Annotated in this window: 16 protein-coding genes and 1 tRNA gene; 16 read left to right on the top strand and 1 reads right to left on the bottom strand. The window is 65.2% G+C overall.

Going from position 1 to position 17472, the window contains the following annotated elements:
* Positions 1 to 110 precede the first annotated feature (110 nt).
* The 3 genes from MNAB215_RS25615 to xerD are packed head-to-tail and all read left to right on the top strand — an operon-like array spanning position 111 to position 3416.
* Positions 111 to 1862, top strand: coding sequence for a CTP synthase (locus MNAB215_RS25615; RefSeq protein WP_077081270.1), 1752 nt, complete (start codon positions 111 to 113; stop codon positions 1860 to 1862).
* A complete protein-coding gene (locus MNAB215_RS25610; protein WP_077081269.1) occupies positions 1855 to 2478 on the top strand; it encodes an NUDIX domain-containing protein in 624 nt (207 codons plus the stop codon). The genes MNAB215_RS25615 and MNAB215_RS25610 overlap by 8 nt, the downstream gene beginning before the upstream one ends.
* Positions 2475 to 3416, top strand: coding sequence for a site-specific tyrosine recombinase XerD (xerD, locus tag MNAB215_RS25605; RefSeq protein ID WP_077081268.1), 942 nt, complete (start codon positions 2475 to 2477; stop codon positions 3414 to 3416). Before MNAB215_RS25610 ends, xerD begins: the two co-directional genes overlap by 4 nt.
* A gap of 100 nt (positions 3417 to 3516) precedes the next feature.
* Here the strand turns inward: xerD and MNAB215_RS25600 are convergent, their stop codons facing one another.
* Positions 3517 to 4269: an O-methyltransferase gene (locus tag MNAB215_RS25600; protein ID WP_077081267.1), complete on the bottom strand. Its 753-nt coding sequence runs from the start codon at positions 4267 to 4269 to the stop codon at positions 3517 to 3519.
* A 122-nt stretch (positions 4270 to 4391) separates the two neighbouring features.
* Here MNAB215_RS25600 and MNAB215_RS25595 point away from each other — a divergent pair, with 122 nt between their 5' ends.
* The 13 genes from MNAB215_RS25595 (at position 4392) to MNAB215_RS25535 (ending at position 17363) form a co-directional block, all read left to right on the top strand.
* Positions 4392 to 5492 carry a PrpF domain-containing protein gene (locus MNAB215_RS25595; protein ID WP_077081266.1) on the top strand — a complete coding sequence of 367 codons (1101 nt, stop codon included), beginning with the start codon at positions 4392 to 4394 and terminating at the stop codon, positions 5490 to 5492.
* Positions 5493 to 5621: 129 nt separating this feature from the next.
* Positions 5622 to 6485, top strand: a complete 864-nt coding sequence (locus MNAB215_RS25590) for a ParA family protein (protein WP_077081265.1) — start codon at positions 5622 to 5624, stop codon at positions 6483 to 6485.
* Entirely contained in the window at positions 6482 to 7309 is an 828-nt protein-coding gene (locus MNAB215_RS25585; RefSeq protein ID WP_077081264.1) for a segregation/condensation protein A, read from the top strand. The genes MNAB215_RS25590 and MNAB215_RS25585 overlap by 4 nt, the downstream gene beginning before the upstream one ends.
* The gene (gene scpB / locus MNAB215_RS25580) at positions 7309 to 8025 is read left to right on the top strand and encodes an SMC-Scp complex subunit ScpB (RefSeq protein WP_077081263.1); all 717 of its coding nucleotides are present in this window, start codon (positions 7309 to 7311) and stop codon (positions 8023 to 8025) included. The genes MNAB215_RS25585 and scpB overlap by 1 nt, the downstream gene beginning before the upstream one ends.
* On the top strand, positions 8025 to 8786 hold the full coding sequence (locus tag MNAB215_RS25575) for a pseudouridine synthase (RefSeq protein ID WP_077081262.1): 762 nt from the start codon (positions 8025 to 8027) through the stop codon (positions 8784 to 8786). Before scpB ends, MNAB215_RS25575 begins: the two co-directional genes overlap by 1 nt.
* Positions 8783 to 9466 (top strand): (d)CMP kinase, encoded by a 684-nt coding sequence (gene cmk / locus MNAB215_RS25570; RefSeq protein WP_245830402.1) that lies wholly within the window; start codon positions 8783 to 8785, stop codon positions 9464 to 9466. Before MNAB215_RS25575 ends, cmk begins: the two co-directional genes overlap by 4 nt.
* Positions 9463 to 10863 carry a ribosome biogenesis GTPase Der gene (gene der / locus MNAB215_RS25565; RefSeq protein WP_077081261.1) on the top strand — a complete coding sequence of 467 codons (1401 nt, stop codon included), beginning with the start codon at positions 9463 to 9465 and terminating at the stop codon, positions 10861 to 10863. The genes cmk and der overlap by 4 nt, the downstream gene beginning before the upstream one ends.
* Positions 10864 to 11129: 266 nt before the next feature.
* Positions 11130 to 11906 carry an SDR family NAD(P)-dependent oxidoreductase gene (locus MNAB215_RS25560; protein WP_077081260.1) on the top strand — a complete coding sequence of 259 codons (777 nt, stop codon included), beginning with the start codon at positions 11130 to 11132 and terminating at the stop codon, positions 11904 to 11906.
* A 19-nt stretch (positions 11907 to 11925) separates the two neighbouring features.
* Complete coding sequence (locus MNAB215_RS25555) at positions 11926 to 12756, top strand: cyclase family protein (RefSeq protein WP_077081259.1); 831 nt, start codon at positions 11926 to 11928, stop codon at positions 12754 to 12756.
* Complete coding sequence (locus MNAB215_RS25550; RefSeq protein ID WP_077081258.1) at positions 12756 to 13517, top strand: IclR family transcriptional regulator; 762 nt, start codon at positions 12756 to 12758, stop codon at positions 13515 to 13517. Before MNAB215_RS25555 ends, MNAB215_RS25550 begins: the two co-directional genes overlap by 1 nt.
* Before the next feature lie 89 nt (positions 13518 to 13606).
* Positions 13607 to 13680 (top strand) — tRNA-Pro (locus tag MNAB215_RS25545).
* A gap of 210 nt (positions 13681 to 13890) precedes the next feature.
* Entirely contained in the window at positions 13891 to 14436 is a 546-nt protein-coding gene (locus MNAB215_RS25540) for an MmpS family transport accessory protein (protein WP_077081257.1), read from the top strand.
* Complete coding sequence (locus MNAB215_RS25535; RefSeq protein WP_077081256.1) at positions 14433 to 17363, top strand: MMPL/RND family transporter; 2931 nt, start codon at positions 14433 to 14435, stop codon at positions 17361 to 17363. The genes MNAB215_RS25540 and MNAB215_RS25535 overlap by 4 nt, the downstream gene beginning before the upstream one ends.
* Positions 17364 to 17472: the final 109 nt, after the last annotated feature.

Here is a 17472-nt window from a genome sequence, read left to right as displayed (position 1 = left end):
GGCGCGGCATGGCGGGGTTGGGTGTTAGGGTGGATTTCCGTGGGTCGGCAGGCCCAGCTGGTTGAGGCTAGACAAAAACTAAGCCCTGCCCGTCTTCACGGAGGTCGCCTGTGCGAAAGCACCCGCAAACCGCCACTAAGCACCTCTTCGTCAGCGGTGGGGTCGCATCCTCGTTGGGGAAGGGTCTGACCGCCAGCAGTCTCGGTCAGTTGCTTACCGCCCGCGGGTTGTACGTGACGATGCAAAAGCTCGATCCGTATCTCAACGTCGACCCGGGCACCATGAACCCGTTCCAGCATGGCGAGGTCTTCGTTACCGAGGATGGAGCCGAAACCGACCTCGACGTCGGTCACTACGAGCGGTTCCTGGATCGCGATCTGTCCGGCTCGGCGAATGTGACTACCGGACAGGTGTATTCGACGGTCATCGCGAAGGAACGGCGCGGCGAGTACCTCGGCGACACCGTCCAGGTCATCCCGCACATCACCGACGAAATCAAGCGCCGCATCCGGTCTATGGCCGAGCCCGACGCGAAGGGCAACCGCCCCGACGTCGTCATCACCGAAATCGGCGGCACCGTCGGCGACATCGAGTCGCAGCCCTTCCTGGAGGCCGCGCGGCAGGTCCGTCACGATCTGGGCCGGGAGAACGTGTTCTTTTTGCACGTGTCGCTGGTGCCGTACCTGGCCCCGTCCGGCGAGCTCAAGACGAAGCCGACCCAGCACTCGGTGGCCGCGTTGCGCAGCATCGGTATCACCCCGGATGCGCTGATCCTGCGCAGCGACCGAAACGTTCCCGAGGCGCTGAAGGACAAGATCGCGCTGATGTGTGACGTCGACATCGACGGCGTCATCTCCACCCCGGACGCGCCGTCGATCTACGACATCCCCAAGGTGCTGCACCGCGAGGAGCTGGACGCCTACGTGGTGCGTCGGCTCAACCTGCCGTTCCGCGACGTCGACTGGACCGAGTGGGACGACCTCCTGCGCCGGGTGCACGAGCCGCACGAGACGGTCCGAATTGCCTTGGTGGGCAAGTACGTTGACCTGTCGGATGCCTATCTGTCGGTGACCGAGGCCTTGCGCGCCGGCGGATTTCGGCACCAGGCCAAGGTCGAGATGGTCTGGGTGCCCTCCGACGACTGCGAGAGCGCTGCCGGTGCCGCGGCGGCACTGGCCGACGTGCACGGTGTGCTGATCCCCGGCGGATTCGGCATTCGCGGCATCGAGGGCAAGATCGGTGCCATCCGGCATGCGCGTGCCCGCGGGCTGCCGGTCTTCGGACTCTGCCTCGGCCTGCAATGCATCGTGATCGAGGCCGCGCGCTCGGTCGGTCTGACCGAGGCCAACTCGGCCGAATTCGAGCCGGGCACACCGGATCCCGTGATCTCGACGATGGCCGATCAGGAACACATCGTCGCCGGCGAAGCCGACCTCGGCGGGACGATGCGGCTTGGCGCCTATCCGGCGGTGCTGGAGCCGGATTCGCTTATCGCCCAAGCATATGGGACGACTCAGGTATCGGAGCGCCACCGGCACCGCTACGAGGTCAACAACGCCTACCGCGAGAAGATCGCCGAGAGCGGCCTGCGCTTCTCCGGGACCTCGCCCGACGGACACCTCGTCGAGTTCGTCGAATACCCGCGCGACATTCATCCGTTCGTGGTCGGCACCCAGGCCCACCCTGAACTGAAGAGCCGGCCGACGCGGCCACACCCGCTGTTTGTCGCATTCGTCGGCGCGGCCATCGATTACAAAGAGGGCGAACTGCTGCCGGTGGAAATGCCGGATCACTCGTCCAACGGAAACCAGCATCGAGACAGCGCCGGGCGGTCGCTACCTGAGCCTGCTGCTCGTGGCTGAGCATGTCTTCAACACAACGTCGTCGGAAACGTTGTACACCGGAAAGATTTTCGCGCTGCGCCGCGACCAGGTGAGGATGCCGGGCGGCAAAGACGTCGTCAGGGAAGTTGTCGAACACTTCGGCGCGGTCGCCGTCGTGGCGCTGGATGACGACGACAACATCGCGATGGTCTACCAGTATCGCCACGCGTTGGGCCGCCGGTTGTGGGAGTTGCCCGCCGGGCTGCTCGACGTGGGTGGGGAGCCCGCGCATCTCACCGCGGCCCGGGAGCTCAAAGAGGAGGCCGGCTTACAGGCCGAGACCTGGCAGGTGCTGGTCGACCTCGACTCCACACCGGGCTTCAGCGACGAATCGGTGCGCGTCTATCTGGCCACCGGGCTCAGCCAGGTCGACCGGCCCGAGGCGCACGACGAAGAGGCCGACATGACGTTGCGGTGGTATCCGCTCGTCGAGGCGGCGCGCAATGTGCTCAGCGGCGAAATCGTGAATGCCATTGCTGTCGCCGGGATTTTGGCCGCTCATGCGGTGCGCACCGGGCTCGCGCAGCCACGCTCGGTGGACAGCCTGTGGAAGGACAAGCCGAAGGCGTTCGCGGCGCGACAGGCCGCGCCATGACAGCGCCGGTCCTCGAGGGCCAAATGCAGGGCTATCTCGAGCACCTGACCATCGAGCGCGGCGTGGCGGCCAACACACTGAGTTCGTATCGGCGCGACTTGCGTCGATACTCAAAGCACTTGTCGGACCGCGGTATTGAAGATCTGGCCAAGGTCGCTGAGGACGACGTCTCCGAGTTCTTGGTGGCATTGCGCCGCGGCGACCCAGACTCGGGCGCCGCGGCCTTGTCGGCGGTGTCGGCGGCGCGGGCACTCATCGCGGTGCGCGGCCTGCACCGCTTCGCGGCTGCCGAGGGGTTGGCCGAACTGGACGTGGCGCGCGCTGTCCGGCCACCGACGCCGGGCCGCAGGCTGCCGAAGAGTCTGACCATCGACGAGGTGCTGGCGCTGCTCGAGGGCGCGGGCGGCGACGGTCCCGCCGATGGTCCGCTGACGCTGCGCAACCGGGCGCTGCTGGAACTGTTGTATTCCACCGGTTCTCGCATCTCCGAGGCCGTCGGCCTGGACGTCGACGACATCGACACCCAGGCCAGGACGGTGCTGCTGCGGGGAAAGGGCGGCAAGCAACGGCTGGTGCCGGTGGGCCGCCCCGCCGTGCAGGCGCTGGACGCCTACCTGGTGCGCGGACGCCCGGAGTTGGCGCGTCGCGGGCGGGGCACCGCGGCGATCTTCCTCAACGTGCGCGGCGGCCGGTTGTCGCGGCAGAGCGCGTGGCAGGTGCTGCAGGACGCGGCCGCCGCGGCGGGCATCACGTCCGGAGTGTCGCCGCACCTGCTGCGGCATTCGTTTGCCACCCACCTGCTCGAGGGCGGCGCTGACGTCCGGGTCGTCCAGGAGTTGCTCGGTCATGCGTCGGTGACCACGACGCAGATCTACACGTTGGTCACGGTGCACGCGCTGCGCGAGGTGTGGGCCGGCGCCCACCCGCGTGCGCAATAGCGGCCAACCTTCCGCGAGGTCGACGTCAACGTGACGACACGCCGCAAGTGCGCGCGCTGGCGTCGACTTCGCTGACCTGCTGCTGAGTCCGCCGCCCGAATCACCCGAGGTAGTCGGACTCGAGCACCAGGTCAGACACCAGCGTCTGGTACTCGACATGCGTCTTGTGCTCCACGGTGTTCCACCCCGTGCCCTGCTGCTGGCGCATAAATTCCCGGTACTTCGGCGCGCCCGGCATCCCGACGTTGTCGGCGACCACGACCGAGCCGGGGTGCAGCCAACCGCGGTCGACGATGCTCTCCAGGTCGTCCAGGTAAGCGTCTTTGTCGTGATCCAGGAACACGAAATCAAGCGTCCCAGAAGCGAATCCGTGGTCATTCGCCAGCGAATCCAGCGTCCGGCCGCCGTCGCCGATGGTGCCCACGACACACGTCACGCGGTCGGCGACCCCGGCGTGAGCCCAGATCTGGCGGGCGTTGGCGGCATTGGCCTCGGCGAGCTCGACGGAATAGACCTTGGCCTTCGGCGCCGATCGAGCGATCCGCAGCGCGCTGTAGCCGCAGTAGGTGCCCAGCTCGAGGACCAACGAGGGATCGGCGCGACGCACGGCGGCATCCAATAGTTCGCCCTTTTCGTCGCCGACATTGATCAGGATGGATTTTTCGTAGGCGAACTTGTCGATCGTGGCGACCACGTCGTCGATGTCACCGGCTCGGGCGTTCGTCAACACGTAGTCGACCACGGCCGCCTCGCGCCCGTCGCCGATCTGCCCCGTCGTGTTGATGTTGCGGGAGGCCGCGGCCAACCGCCAAAAAGACCACCGCAGCAGTGGCATCCGTCGCTTGGGACCCATGGAAATCCACGATAGGCGTCCGGGCCGCCGAAGGGCTTGTGGATCGGCGAGCACCGGCTCGCCGATTTGGTTCTTTACTCAACAGACCGCGATCCCTAGTCTGCCCTAGGAGGGGGGAACTCATGATCTCGTTACGCACAATGATGATGCGTGGCGGTACCTGCTCCGGTATGTACCTCCTGAAGTCGGATCTCGACGAGACCGGCCTTGAACCGGATGTGTTGCTGTCGGTCATTCTCGGATCCTTGGATCGACGTCAGACCGACCAGTTCGGCGGTGACGGCTCGACCACGACCAAGGTGGCGATCGTGGGTCCGTCGACTCGCCCGGATTGCGACGTCGACTATCTGTTCGCTCAGGTTGATCTCACGACCCTGTGGGTGGACTGGACCCTGACGTGCGGGAACCTGCTCGCCGGCGTCGCGCCCTTCGCGATCGAGCGCGGGCTTGTCGCGCCGGCCGACCCCTACACGATGGTCCGGGTTCACCTGGTCAACACCGGTGCCACGGTCATGGTTTCGGTCGGGACGCCGGGTGCCTGCCTGCGCTACGACGCCGACTGTCAGATCGGCGGAGTACCGCAGCGGGCCTCGCCGATCGACTTGGTATTCAGTAACTTCTGTGGCGGCCGGACCGGGCAGTTGTTCCCTACCGGCAGTCCGGTCGACCTCATCGGGGCAGTGGAGATCACCGCGATTGATGCGGGTGTCTGCGCGATCATCGCCGAGGCCAGCGCATTTGGGATCACGGGTCACGAATCGCCACGGCAACTCAACAGCGATACCGGCCTGCTGGATCGGCTCGCCCGTCTGCGACTTCGCGCGGCGTTGGCGATGGGTCTGGGCGATGCGCGAGGTTATGTTCTGCCGAAGGTCTTGCTGGTGTCGGAGTCTGAGTGCGGCGACATTCGGTCACGTTATTTTGTGCCGGACCGCTGCCACACCGCGCACGCGGTTTCCGCGGCCATTTGCCTGGCGACCGCAAGCGTCGTTCCGGACACCGTGGCCGGACGACTGATCGGCCGCCCCTCTGGCGCCCGACCGATTGTCGTCGAGCATCCGACAGGAACGACGATGATCGACATCACCCGCGCCGGCGACAGTGACCTCGGAATCTGGGCGGCGGTCCGGAGCACGGCACAGAAGCTATTCGACGGCTACGTGTTCGCCGATATGTCCAGAGAGCCCTGCCTGATTGGTGCGGTTGGGGCCGGTGTGACATGAGATCACGGTCGGCTCCGAAACGGAGATCATTCGACGTAATCGCTGGTGAGATTGCCTGCGGGTCGCCCGGTTTAAGCGCGCGGAGCCGTTAGACTTTCCCCCGATGTTCACCTCGCGAACACTCCAGGCATGACGGAATCGCCCGACAGCGATGTCGTCGTCGGCCTGACCGGGCGCCCGCCGCGGGCGATCCCCGAGCCGTTGCCGCGCACAGCCCACGGTCCGGCCAAGGTGGTCGCGATGTGCAACCAGAAGGGTGGCGTCGGGAAGACCACGTCGACGATCAACCTGGGCGCGGCGCTCGCCGAGTACGGCCGCCGAGTGCTGCTGGTGGACATGGATCCGCAGGGTGCGCTGTCCGCAGGCCTCGGCGTTCCGCACTACGAGCTGGAGAAGACCATTCACAACGTCCTGGTGGAGCCGCGGGTGTCGATTGACGACGTCCTGCTGTCCACCCGGATCAAGTACCTGGATTTAGTTCCCAGCAATATCGACCTGTCCGCGGCCGAGATCCAGTTGGTCAATGAGGTGGGCAGGGAGCAGACCCTGGGCCGGGCATTGCACCCGGTGCTGGATCGCTACGACTACGTGCTGATCGACTGCCAGCCGTCGTTGGGCCTGTTGACGGTCAACGGGCTGGCCTGCTCCGACGGCGTGGTCATCCCCACCGAGTGCGAGTACTTCTCGCTGCGAGGCCTGGCGCTGCTCACCGATACCGTCGACAAGGTGCGCGACCGGCTCAACCCGAAGTTGGAGATCAGCGGCATCCTGCTGACCCGGTACGACCCCAGGACCGTCAACGCCCGCGAGGTCATGGCACGTGTGGTGGAGCGCTTCGGTGACCTGGTGTTTGACACCGTGATCACCCGTACGGTGCGGTTCCCGGAGACCAGTGTGGCGGGCGAGCCCATCACCACCTGGGCGCCGAAGTCCACGGGCGCGATCGCCTACCGCGCCCTGGCCCGCGAGTTCATCGACCGATTTGGCGCGTGAACGCCACCGACAACGGTGAGGCGCCACCCCAGACCGGCGCCTCGGGTGGCTTTCACGTCCGCCTGACCAACTTCGAGGGGCCGTTCGATCTGCTGCTGCAGCTGATCTTCGCGCATCGCCTCGACGTCACCGAGGTGGCGCTGCACCAGGTCACCGATGATTTCATCGCCTACACCCGCGCGATCGGTTCGCAGCTGGATCTGGAGGAGACCACTGCGTTTCTCGTGGTCGCCGCGACTCTGCTCGATCTCAAGGCCGCTCGGTTGCTGCCGGCCGGACAGATCGACGACGAGGAGGACCTGGCGCTGCTGGAAGTGCGCGACCTGCTGTTCGCCCGGCTGCTGCAATACCGCGCGTTCAAGCACGTCGCGGAGATGTTCGCCGAGCTGGAGGCCACCGCCCTGCGTAGCTATCCGCGCGCGGTGGCACTGGAAGACCGCTTCACCGAGCTGCTGCCCGAGGTGATGCTTGGTGTCGACGCGCAACGGTTCGCCGAGATCGCGGCAATCGCTTTCAGCCCACGGCCGGCGCCGACGGTCGCCATCGGACACCTGCACGAGCTGCAGGTGTCGGTGCCCGAGCAGGCGCGCAAATTGCTGGGCTTGCTGGAAGCCCGGGGCAGCGGCAGCTGGGCCACGTTCTCCGAGCTGGTCGCCGACTGCCAGGCGCCGATGGAGGTCGTCGGGCGCTTCTTGGCGCTGCTCGAACTGTATCGGTCCCGGGCGGTAGCATTCGACCAGTCAGAGGCGCTTGGCGTGCTTCAGATTTCGTGGACCGGGGAGCGTCCTACGAACGAATCCTTGGTAGAAGTGCGGGACGAATAATGACTGAAGAGTTGCCCGACGTCGATCTCGACGTCGAACTCGACTCGGGCATTTCAGGCATTCCGGAAATCGCCGAGGTGGCACCGCTCGACGACGACGAACTGCGCTCCGTGCTGGAGGCGCTGTTGCTGGTGGTGGACACCCCGGTCAACGAGGAAGCACTGGGCGCGGCCACCCAACAGCCGGTCTATCGGATCGCTGCGAAGCTGCAGGTGATGGCCGACGAACTCACCCAGCGCGACAGCGGCATCGACCTACGGAAAACCGGTGAGGGCTGGCGGATGTACACCCGGGCCCGATTCGCGCCGTACGTCGAGAAGCTGCTGCTGGACGGGGCGCGCTCCAAACTCACCCGGGCCGCGCTGGAAACGCTGGCCGTGGTGGCCTACCGACAGCCCGTGACGCGCGCTCGGGTGAGCGCGGTGCGCGGCGTCAACGTGGATGCCGTCATGCGTACGCTGCTGGCGCGCGGCCTGATCACCGAGGCCGGAGCCGACGAGGACACCGGCGCAGTCACATTCGCCACCACCGAGCTGTTCTTGGAGCGCCTGGGGCTGGCGTCGCTGACCGACCTTCCGGATATCGCACCGCTGCTGCCCGACGTCGACAGTATTGAGGACCTCAGCGAATCTCTGGACAGCGAGCCACGTTTCATCAAATTGGCGGGCGGCCAGACGTCCGAGCAGGCGCTGTCCTTCGATGTGGACCAGGATTAATGGTCGACGAACACGATCCTGGGGAGGCCCAGGGAATCCGTTTGCAAAAAGTCTTGTCCCAGGCCGGGATTGCGTCGCGCCGGGCCGCCGAGAAGTTGATTCGCGACGGCCGGGTCGAGGTAGACGGCGAAGTGGTGACCGAGCTGGGCACGCGGGTGGATACCGATGTTTCGGTGGTTCGCGTGGACGGGGCCCGGGTTGTCGTCGACGATTCGCTGGTGTACCTGGCGCTGAACAAGCCGCGTGGCATGCACTCGACCATGTCGGACGACCGTGGCCGGCCGTGCATCGGCGACGTGGTCGAGCATCGAGTGCGCGGCAACAAGAAGCTGTTTCACGTCGGGCGGCTCGATGCCGACACCGAAGGGCTGATTCTGCTGACCAACGACGGCGAGTTGGCGCATCGCTTGATGCACCCCTCCCACGAAGTGCCCAAGACATATCTGGCGACGGTGGCCGGAACGGTGCCGCGTGGGCTGGGCAAGAAACTGCGGGCCGGGATCGAGCTGGAGGATGGGCCGGCGCGGGTCGACGATTTCGCGGTGGTGGATGCGATTCCCGGTAAAACGTTGGTGCGGTTGACATTACATGAAGGACGCAATCGCATAGTGCGCCGGATGCTTGCCGCCGTCGGTTTCCCGGTGGAGTCGCTGGTGCGCACCGAGATCGGCGGTATCTCGCTGGGCAAGCAGCGGCCGGGCAGCATCCGTCCGCTACGCCACGACGAGATCGGCCAACTGTACAAAGCGGTGGGCCTGTGAACGACATAGTGGTCGCCATCGACGGGCCGGCGGGAACCGGAAAGTCCTCTGTATCAAAGAGATTGGCTGAGGCGCTGGGCGCACGCTACCTGGACACCGGAGGAATGTACCGAATGGTAACGCTTGCGGTGCTGCGTGCCGGCATCGATCCGACAGACGCGCACGCCGTCGCCGACATCGCCTCGACCGTCCAGATGTCGGTGCAATACCAGCCCGGCGGTGACCGTTATCTGCTTGCCGGAGAGGATGTTTCAGCCGAGATCCGCGGAGACGAAGTCACCCAGGCGGTGTCGGCGGTGTCATCGGTGCCCGCCGTGCGCACCCGGCTTGTCGCTCTGCAGCAACACATGGCCAAAGAGCCGGGCAGTGTCGTCGTCGAGGGCCGCGATATCGGGACAGTGGTATTGCCCGACGCGCCGGTGAAGATCTTCTTGACCGCCTCGGCCGAAACACGCGCCCGCCGCCGCAACGATCAGAACGTCGCCGCGGGCCTGCCCGACGACTACGAGGGCGTGCTGGCCGATGTGCACCGTCGCGATCATCTCGATTCCACGCGGGCGGTGTCGCCGCTGCGGGCGGCCGAGGATGCGGTGGTCGTCGACACCAGTGAGATGACCGAGGCGCAGGTGATCGCTCACCTGCTGGCGTTGGTCGAGCAGCGAAGCGGGGCAGTGCGGTGAGTCAGGACGGCACCTGGAGCGACGAAGACGATTGGGAATTGACCGATTCCGACCTCGCGGACGGTGACGAGCCCGGCCCCGCTCCCGTGGTGGCAATCGTCGGCCGCCCCAATGTCGGGAAGTCGACGCTGGTGAACCGAATCCTGGGCCGGCGCGAGGCCGTGGTGCAGGACATTCCCGGCGTCACGCGCGATCGGGTCTCCTACGACGCGCTGTGGACCGGACGGCGGTTCATGGTGCAGGACACCGGGGGATGGGAGCCCGACGCCAAGGGCCTGCAGCAGCTGGTGGCCGAGCAGGCGTCGGTGGCCATGCGCACCGCCGACGCGGTGATCCTGGTGGTCGATGCCACCGTGGGCGCCACCACCGCGGACGAGGCGGCCGCCCGCATCCTGGTGCGCGCGGGCAAGCCAGTCTTCCTGGCCGCCAACAAGGTTGACAACGAGAAGGTTGAATCAGACGCGGCGGCGCTGTGGTCGCTGGGACTCGGCGAGCCGCATCCGATCAGCGCGATGCATGGCCGCGGTGTGGCCGATCTGCTCGACGAGGTGCTGGCCGCATTGCCCGAGGTGTCCGAAGCCGCACCGAGGGCCGGCGGCCCCCGCCGGGTGGCGCTGGTCGGTAAACCCAACGTCGGCAAGAGCTCACTGCTGAATAAGCTTGCCGGAGACCAGCGTTCGGTGGTCCATGACGTCGCCGGCACCACGGTCGACCCGGTGGACTCGCTGATCGAGTTGGGCGGCAAGGTGTGGCGGTTCGTCGACACCGCGGGCCTGCGTCGCAAGGTCGGACAGGCCAGTGGTCACGAGTTCTACGCCTCGGTGCGCACGCATTCTGCCATCGATGCGGCCGAGGTGGTGATCGTGCTCATCGATGCGTCGCAACCGCTGACCGAACAAGATCAGCGGGTGCTGACCATGGTGATCGAGGCCGGACGGGCGCTCGTATTGGCGTTCAACAAGTGGGACCTTGTCGACGAGGATCGCCGCGACCTGTTGGACCGTGAGATCGACCGCGCACTGGCACAGCTGCAGTGGGCAGAGCGCGTCAACATCTCCGCGAAAACGGGCCGGGCGGTGCAAAAGCTGGTGCCCGCGATGGAGACAGCGCTGGCGTCGTGGGATGCGCGGATTGCGACCGGTCCGCTGAACACCTGGGTCAAGGAGATCGTGGCGGCCACACCGCCCCCGGTCCGCGGCGGCAAGCAGCCCCGAATTCTGTTCGCCACCCAGGCCACCGCCCGCCCTCCGACGTTCGTGCTCTTCACTACCGGCTTCCTCGAGGCAGGCTACCGGCGCTTCCTGGAACGACGGCTGCGCGAGACGTTCGGGTTCGAGGGCAGTCCAATCCGGATCAATGTCCGCGTGCGCGAGAAGCGAACTGCCAAGCGCCGCTAGCGCTTTAGGCGTGTCCCTGCCGCGTCGAGCGTTTTCCCGTCGCATCAATCGTGCGTTGAGGCGCGTCGAGCGTGCCTCAGCCGCGTCGATCGTGCGCTCAGGGCTTCGAGTGTGCGGCCGCGGCGGAAATTCGGCGATTTTCGCGCCCTGGACGCACACGAGACGCCCAGGCTGCACACCCGACGTTGACATTCACGTCTGATCCTTCGTAATGTCTCGTATAACGGGCTAATAAACCCGTATCGCGGGAGAAATGGGAGAATTGAGTGAGCGCGGCGCTATTCAGCCTGCAAAACAAGTCGATCCTGATCACCGGGGCGACCGGTTCACTGGGCAGTGCCGCGGCCCGGGCGCTGGCCGACGCGGGGGCCCGGCTCACGCTGGCCGGCGGGAATTCCACGCGTCTCTCCGAATTGGCCGACGACGCCGGCATCGACAACGCCGCGGTGGTGCCCCGCCGGCCCGACACCCCGGACGACGCCCGGGCCATGGTCGAGGCCGCCGTGGGTAAGCATGGCCGGCTGGATGGCGTGCTCGTCGCGTCGGGCATGAACCACGTCGAGGCCATCACCGACATGGACGTCGACGACTTCGACAACGTGATGCGCGCAAACGCGCGGGGCGCCTGGCTGGTCTGCCAGGCGGCCGGGCGGGTGCTGCTGCAGCAGGGCGGGGGAGGCAGCATCGTGCTGGTCTCGTCGGTGCGAGGGACCCTCGGCCACCCGGCCGGATACAGCGCCTACTGCCCGTCCAAGGCCGCCACCGACCTGCTGGCGAAATCGCTGGCGGCCGAGTGGGGTCCACACAAAATCCGGGTAAATGCGCTTGCGCCAACGGTTTTCCGTTCCGAATTGACCGAGTGGATGTACGCCGACGACGACAAGGGGCGTGAGACCCGTGAGGCGATGTTTGCACGGATTCCGTTGCGCCGCTTCGCCGAGCCGGACGACTTCGCCGGCGCGCTGATCTATCTGCTCAGCGATGCGTCGAGTTTTTACACCGGCCAAGTGATGTATCTGGACGGCGGCTACACCGCATGCTGATTGGAAGGGAACAAACATCATGAGCTTCACCTGGCCCCTCGGCGAGGCCGAATCGAATCTGGAGTTCTACGACCTGTCGCATCCGTGGGGTCATGGCGTGCCGGCGTGGCCGTACTTCGAGGACGTCAAGATCGAACGCTTGCACAACATGGCCAGAAGCCGGGTGCTCACTCAAAAGATCACCACCGTAATGCATTCCGGCACGCACATTGACGCGCCGGGTCACGTGATCGAGGGCACGCCGCTGCTGGACGAGATTCCGTTGAGCGCCTTCTTCGGCACCGGGGTGGTCGTGTCGATTCCCAAGAAGAAGTGGGAGGTCGTCACCGCCGAGGACCTGGAGAACGCCACTCCGCAGATCCGGCCCGGTGACATCGTCATCGTCAACACCGGCTGGCACCACAAATACGCCGACAGCGCCGAGTACTACGCCTACTCGCCGGGCTTCTACAAGGAGGCCGGGGAGTGGTTCGCGGCCAAGGGCGTCAAGGCCGTCGGCACCGACACCCAGGCGCTCGATCATCCGCTGGCCACATCGATCGGCCCACACGGCCCCGCCGAACACCTAGGTGGCCTATTGCCATGGGCGGTCAAGGAATACGAGGACGAAACCGGGCGCCAGGTGCTCGACGACTTCCCCGAATGGGAGCCGTGTCACCGCGCGATCCTGTCCGAAGGCATCTACGGCTTCGAGAACGTCGGCGGTGATCTGGACAAGGTCACCGGCAAACGCGTCACCTTCGCCGCGTTCCCGTGGCGCTGGGTGGGAGGCGACGGCTGCATCGTGCGGTTGGTGGCGATCGTCGATCCCAGCGGTGCCTATCGCCTCGAGACCGGTGCGGCCGCGTGATGACCGTCCTCTCAGAAGAGGCCCGTGGCAACGGGATTCAGGTCATCGCCCGCGCCGCCGAGATGCTGCGGCTGTTGCAAGCCCACCCCGATGGGCTCAACCAGGCCGAAATCGGCGAGCGGCTGGGCATGGCGCGCTCGACCGTGAGCCGCATCCTCAATGCGCTCGATGACGAAGGCCTAGTAGCGGCGCGTGCGGCGCGCGGCCGGTACCGGCTGGGCCCCGAGATCGCGCGCATGGCCACGACGGTGCGTCGCGGCGTCGTGATCGATGTCCATCCGTTCATGGAGGAGCTCTCTCGCGAACTGGAGGAGACCGTCGACCTGTCGATCCTGGACGGCGACCGAGCGACCTTCGTCGATCAGGTCGTTTCGCCGCATCGGCTGCGGGCGATCAGTGCGGTCGGCGAGTCGTTTCCGCTGCACTGCTGTGCCAACGGCAAGGCGCTGCTGGCCAGTCTGTCGGCCGGCGACCGGGCTCGGGCCGTGCCGAGCCGGCTTGCCCAGCTGACCGCGAACACCATCACCACCCCTGCGGCGCTGCGCACGGAGCTCGAACGGGTCCGCACCGAGGGCCTCGCGTATGACCGCGAGGAGCAGACCGAGGGCATCTGCGCGGTGGGCGCGGTGCTCCACCGCGTGAGCGAAGAGATGGTCGCGGTCAGTGTGCCTGTTCCCGCCCAGCGGTTCTATCGCCGCGAAACGGAGCTCGCCCAAACGCTGCTGGCCTGGGTCGACAGGGTCAACGGCGCCTTCGCCTAGGGCCGACGCGCACGTCAGCGGCGCGTTGATGGGTTGACGGCCCCGCTACGGTAGGCTGTCGACCTGCCGCTGGTAGATGTACCGGCGCGCGGGCTGTGGCGCAGTTTGGTAGCGCACTTGACTGGGGGTCAAGTGGTCGCAGGTTCAAATCCTGTCAGCCCGACTATGAAAAGGCCAGCTGAGCTGGGACGTTCAGTTTCACCACAGGGCACAGATGTTCGGTGGCGCCGAAAATTGTCACAGATTGTCACAAGGTGTGGATGGCTCGGCTCGGGATGTGAAGCCCGGACCATCTCGATGTAGGTTAGAGTGGCTAAGCTTACCTCCAAGCTAATTATTTGAGTAGCCTTCGCCCCTGGTTAGGAAAGCGCCCATGACGACCACCAAGCCATGGACAAGGTCGCGAGATCCTGAGGTTCCCCCAATCACCGAGGAAAAAGTCGGCCCCAAGCGCGCCACGAAGAAGGGGCTGCTGAGCCGTTTCTGGCTGGTGCTCACGATCGTGGCTGTCGTCGCGCTATCCGGGTTCGTCGTATACCGGCTGCACGATGTCTTCGGCGTTCACGCGGGTTCGTTCGGTGGTGGCGTAAACGGTGACGTCCTTGACCAGTTCAACGCCAAGACGATCACACTCGAGGTCTGGGGCTCACCGGGCAGCACGGCGACCATCAACTACCTCGACGAGAACTCCCATCCGCAGCAGGCCCTCAACGTCCCCTTGCCCTGGAGCACAGTATTGAAGTCAACCAAGCCCGGCATCCCGGCAAATCTGGTAGCGCAGGGAGACGGCAGTTGGATTGCCTGCCACTTCGTCGTGGATAACCACGACGGCACCGGTGCGGTGATCAAGGGTGCTAATCAGTCGCCCCCCACCGAAAACGTCAATGCCTTCGTCTACTGCCTGGACAAGTCCGCATGAGTGAGACCACCGGGGCTCCGCCGCGTGTTGATCAGCCACTGATCCCGCCGTTCCTGCCGCGGATGATTCATCGGCTCGCGTTGCCGATCGTCCTGATCTGGCTGGGCATCGTCTTCGTCACCAACACCATCTCACCGCAGCTGGAGGTCGTCTCCAAGGCGCACTCGGTGTCGCAGAGTCCCAAGGATGCGGTGTCGTTCCAGTCGATGATGCACGTCGGGTCGACGTTCAAGGAGTTCAGTTCCGACAGCTCGGCAATGGTCCTGCTGGAGGGCGACAAACCGCTGGGGGCGGAGGCCCACCGCTATTACGACGAGATCGTCAAACGACTCGAGCAAGACAAGAAACACGTTCAGCACATCCAGGACTTCTGGAGCGATCCCCTGACCGCCGCGGGCTCCCAGAGCCACGACCAAAAAGCCGCATACGTTCAGGTGTACCTCGCCGGCAACATGGGCAGCGGCCAGTCCACCGAGTCGAGCGAGGCCGTCCGCAAGATCGTGAACTCGGTGCCGGCACCGCCGGGGATCAAGGCCTACGTCACCGGGGCGGCTCCGTTGTTTGCCGACCAGTCCCACGCGGGTGAGAAAGGCGTCGCAAAAGTCACCATGGTCACCTTCCTCGTGATCATCGTGATGCTGCTGTTCACCTACCGCTCGATAAGCACTGTGCTGATCATGCTGGCGATGGTCTTCGTCGAGTTGGCCGCCGCCCGCGGCGTCGTCGCGACGCTCGGAAACTACGAGATCATGGGGCTCTCCACCTTCGCCAACAACATGCTCGTGCTGATGGCGATCGCGGCCGGAACGGACTACGCGATCTTTGTGGTCGGCCGCTACCACGAGGCCCGCGGTCTGGGCGAGACGCGTGAAGAGGCGTTCTACACGATGTTCCACAGCACGGCCCATGTCGTGCTGGGGTCGGGGCTGACTATCGCCGGTGCGATGTACTGCCTGAGCTTCTGCCGGTTGCCCTATTTTTCGTCACTGGGCATACCCTGCGCCGTCGGCATGCTGGTCGCGGTCCTCGCGGCGTTGACTCTGGCTCCAGCGGTACTGACGGTGGCGTCCTTCTTCAAGCTGATGGACCCGAAGCGAAAGCTCCAGACCCGGGGCTGGCGCCGTATCGGCACCGCGATCGTCCGTTGGCCCGCACCGGTTCTCGCGGTGACGATCGCGGCCGCGCTGGTTGGCCTGCTCGCTCTGCCCGGCTACAAGACGGACTACGACACCCGCCACTTCCTGCCGCAAGACACCCCGGCCAATATCGGGTATGCAGCTGCCGACCGGCACTTCAACCAGGCTCGGCTCAACCCTGAGCTGTTGATGATCGAGACCGATCACGACCTGCGTAACCCGGCCGACTTCCTCGTCCTGGACAAGGTCGCCAAGGCGGTCTTCCACATCCCCGGTATCGGTCGAGTCCAGACCATCACCCGGCCGTTGGGTACGCCGCTCGACCACAGCACCTTCGGTTTTCAGATGGGCGCACAATCCGCCGGCCGGATCCAGACCGAGCACTACCAAGAAGAGCAGGCGAACAACCTGCTGAAGCAGGCGGACGAGCTGCGCAAGACGATGGCGACTCTGCATGAGCAGATGCAGGTCACCCAGGATCTGAGCAACACCACACACGAAACCACCAAGCTCACCAAAGAAACCGTGAAGATCACCGAGTCGTTGCGCGATCAAATCGCCAACTTCGACGACTTCCTCCGGCCGATCCGAAGTTACTTCTACTGGGAGAAGCACTGTTTCGACATCCCGGCCTGCTGGGCAATTCGGTCAATCTTCAACGCGCTCGACGGCATCGACCAAATAGCTGAGAACATCGTGAACCTCAGCGCGAATCTCGACAAGCTGGATCAGATCCAGCCGAAGCTGGTGGCACTGATACCGCCGCAGATCGAGAGCCAGCAGCACAACCTCGACACCATCATGTCGAACTACGCCACCACAAAGGGGCTCAACGACCAGGCGAAAGCGCAGGCCGACAACGCGACCGCGGAGGGCGATGCCTTCGACAAGGCGAAGAACGACGACACGTTCTACCTTCCGCCGGAGGCATTCCAAAGCCCGGACTTCGCCCGTGGTCTCAAGCAGTTCATCTCACCGGACGGGCACGCTGTCCGTTTGATCATCTCGCATGAAGGCGACCCGGCGACTCCTGAAGGCATCAGCCACATCGAACCGATCAAGCAGGCCGTGCACGAGGCGATCAAGGGCACGCCGTGGGAGGGCGCCAACGTCTACCTCGGCGGCACCGCCGCGACATATAAGGACATGCACGACGGCTCCAACATCGACCTGTTGATCGCCGCAATTTCCGCGGCCACACTGATTTTCGTCATCATGCTGATCATCACCAGAAGCGTCGTTGCGGCCTTCGTCATCGTCGGTACGGTGTTGCTCTCGCTGGGCGCCTCGTTCGGACTCTCCGTGCTCCTATGGCAGTACATCCTGGGGATCAAGTTGCACTGGATGGTGCTGGCGATGGCGATCATCCTGCTGCTGGCGGTCGGCTCGGACTACAACCTGCTGCTGATATCGCGGTTCAAGGAGGAAATCCACGCCGGACTCAAGACGGGGACGATCCGCGCGATTGCCGGCTCGGGCTCGGTGGTGACCGCCGCCGGTCTGGTGTTCGCCGCCACCATGGCCACGTTCGCCTTCAGCCCGCTGCGGGTGATGGCCCAGGTGGGTACGACGATCGCGCTGGGCCTGTTGTTCGACACTTTGATCGTGCGGTCGTTCATGACACCGTCGCTGGCCACCTTGCTCGGGCGCTGGTTCTGGTGGCCGCAGCACGTGCGTCCACGGCCGGCCAGCACCATGCTGCGACCGTACGGAGCGCGTTCCACCGTGCGCGAGCTGATCCTCAACGACGTTGACGAAAGCCCACCGGGCGGATTGGTCAAAAAGCGCTAAAAGCTATGTCGCCAAACCGATTCGGGCGCAGGTTCAAATCCTGTCAGCCCGATCGAGAGAAGTGGCGTCCCTCATAGTCTTCAGCCTTGCTGCTAAACCTGGCAGAACT

It is taken from the genome of Mycobacterium numidiamassiliense, from assembly GCF_900157365.1.
In the GTDB taxonomy this organism is placed as follows: Bacteria; Actinomycetota; Actinomycetes; order Mycobacteriales; family Mycobacteriaceae; genus Mycobacterium; species Mycobacterium numidiamassiliense.
Note: the sequence above shows the minus strand (reverse complement) of the source record. Positions and strands in the feature narration are given on the sequence as shown.

Excerpts from the sequence above, each read along its gene's own strand:
- xerD (WP_077081268.1), top strand. The coding sequence starts at position 2,475 with ATGACAGCGCCGGTCCTCGAGGGCCAAATGCAGGGCTATCTCGAGCAC.
- MNAB215_RS25600 (WP_077081267.1), bottom strand. The coding sequence starts at position 4,269 with ATGGGTCCCAAGCGACGGATGCCACTGCTGCGGTGGTCTTTTTGGCGG.
- MNAB215_RS25595 (WP_077081266.1), top strand. The coding sequence starts at position 4,392 with ATGATCTCGTTACGCACAATGATGATGCGTGGCGGTACCTGCTCCGGT.
- MNAB215_RS25590 (WP_077081265.1), top strand. The coding sequence starts at position 5,622 with ATGACGGAATCGCCCGACAGCGATGTCGTCGTCGGCCTGACCGGGCGC.
- scpB (WP_077081263.1), top strand. The coding sequence starts at position 7,309 with ATGACTGAAGAGTTGCCCGACGTCGATCTCGACGTCGAACTCGACTCG.
- MNAB215_RS25575 (WP_077081262.1), top strand. The coding sequence starts at position 8,025 with ATGGTCGACGAACACGATCCTGGGGAGGCCCAGGGAATCCGTTTGCAA.
- MNAB215_RS25555 (WP_077081259.1), top strand. The coding sequence starts at position 11,926 with ATGAGCTTCACCTGGCCCCTCGGCGAGGCCGAATCGAATCTGGAGTTC.
- MNAB215_RS25550 (WP_077081258.1), top strand. The coding sequence starts at position 12,756 with ATGACCGTCCTCTCAGAAGAGGCCCGTGGCAACGGGATTCAGGTCATC.
- MNAB215_RS25540 (WP_077081257.1), top strand. The coding sequence starts at position 13,891 with ATGACGACCACCAAGCCATGGACAAGGTCGCGAGATCCTGAGGTTCCC.
- MNAB215_RS25535 (WP_077081256.1), top strand. The coding sequence starts at position 14,433 with ATGAGTGAGACCACCGGGGCTCCGCCGCGTGTTGATCAGCCACTGATC.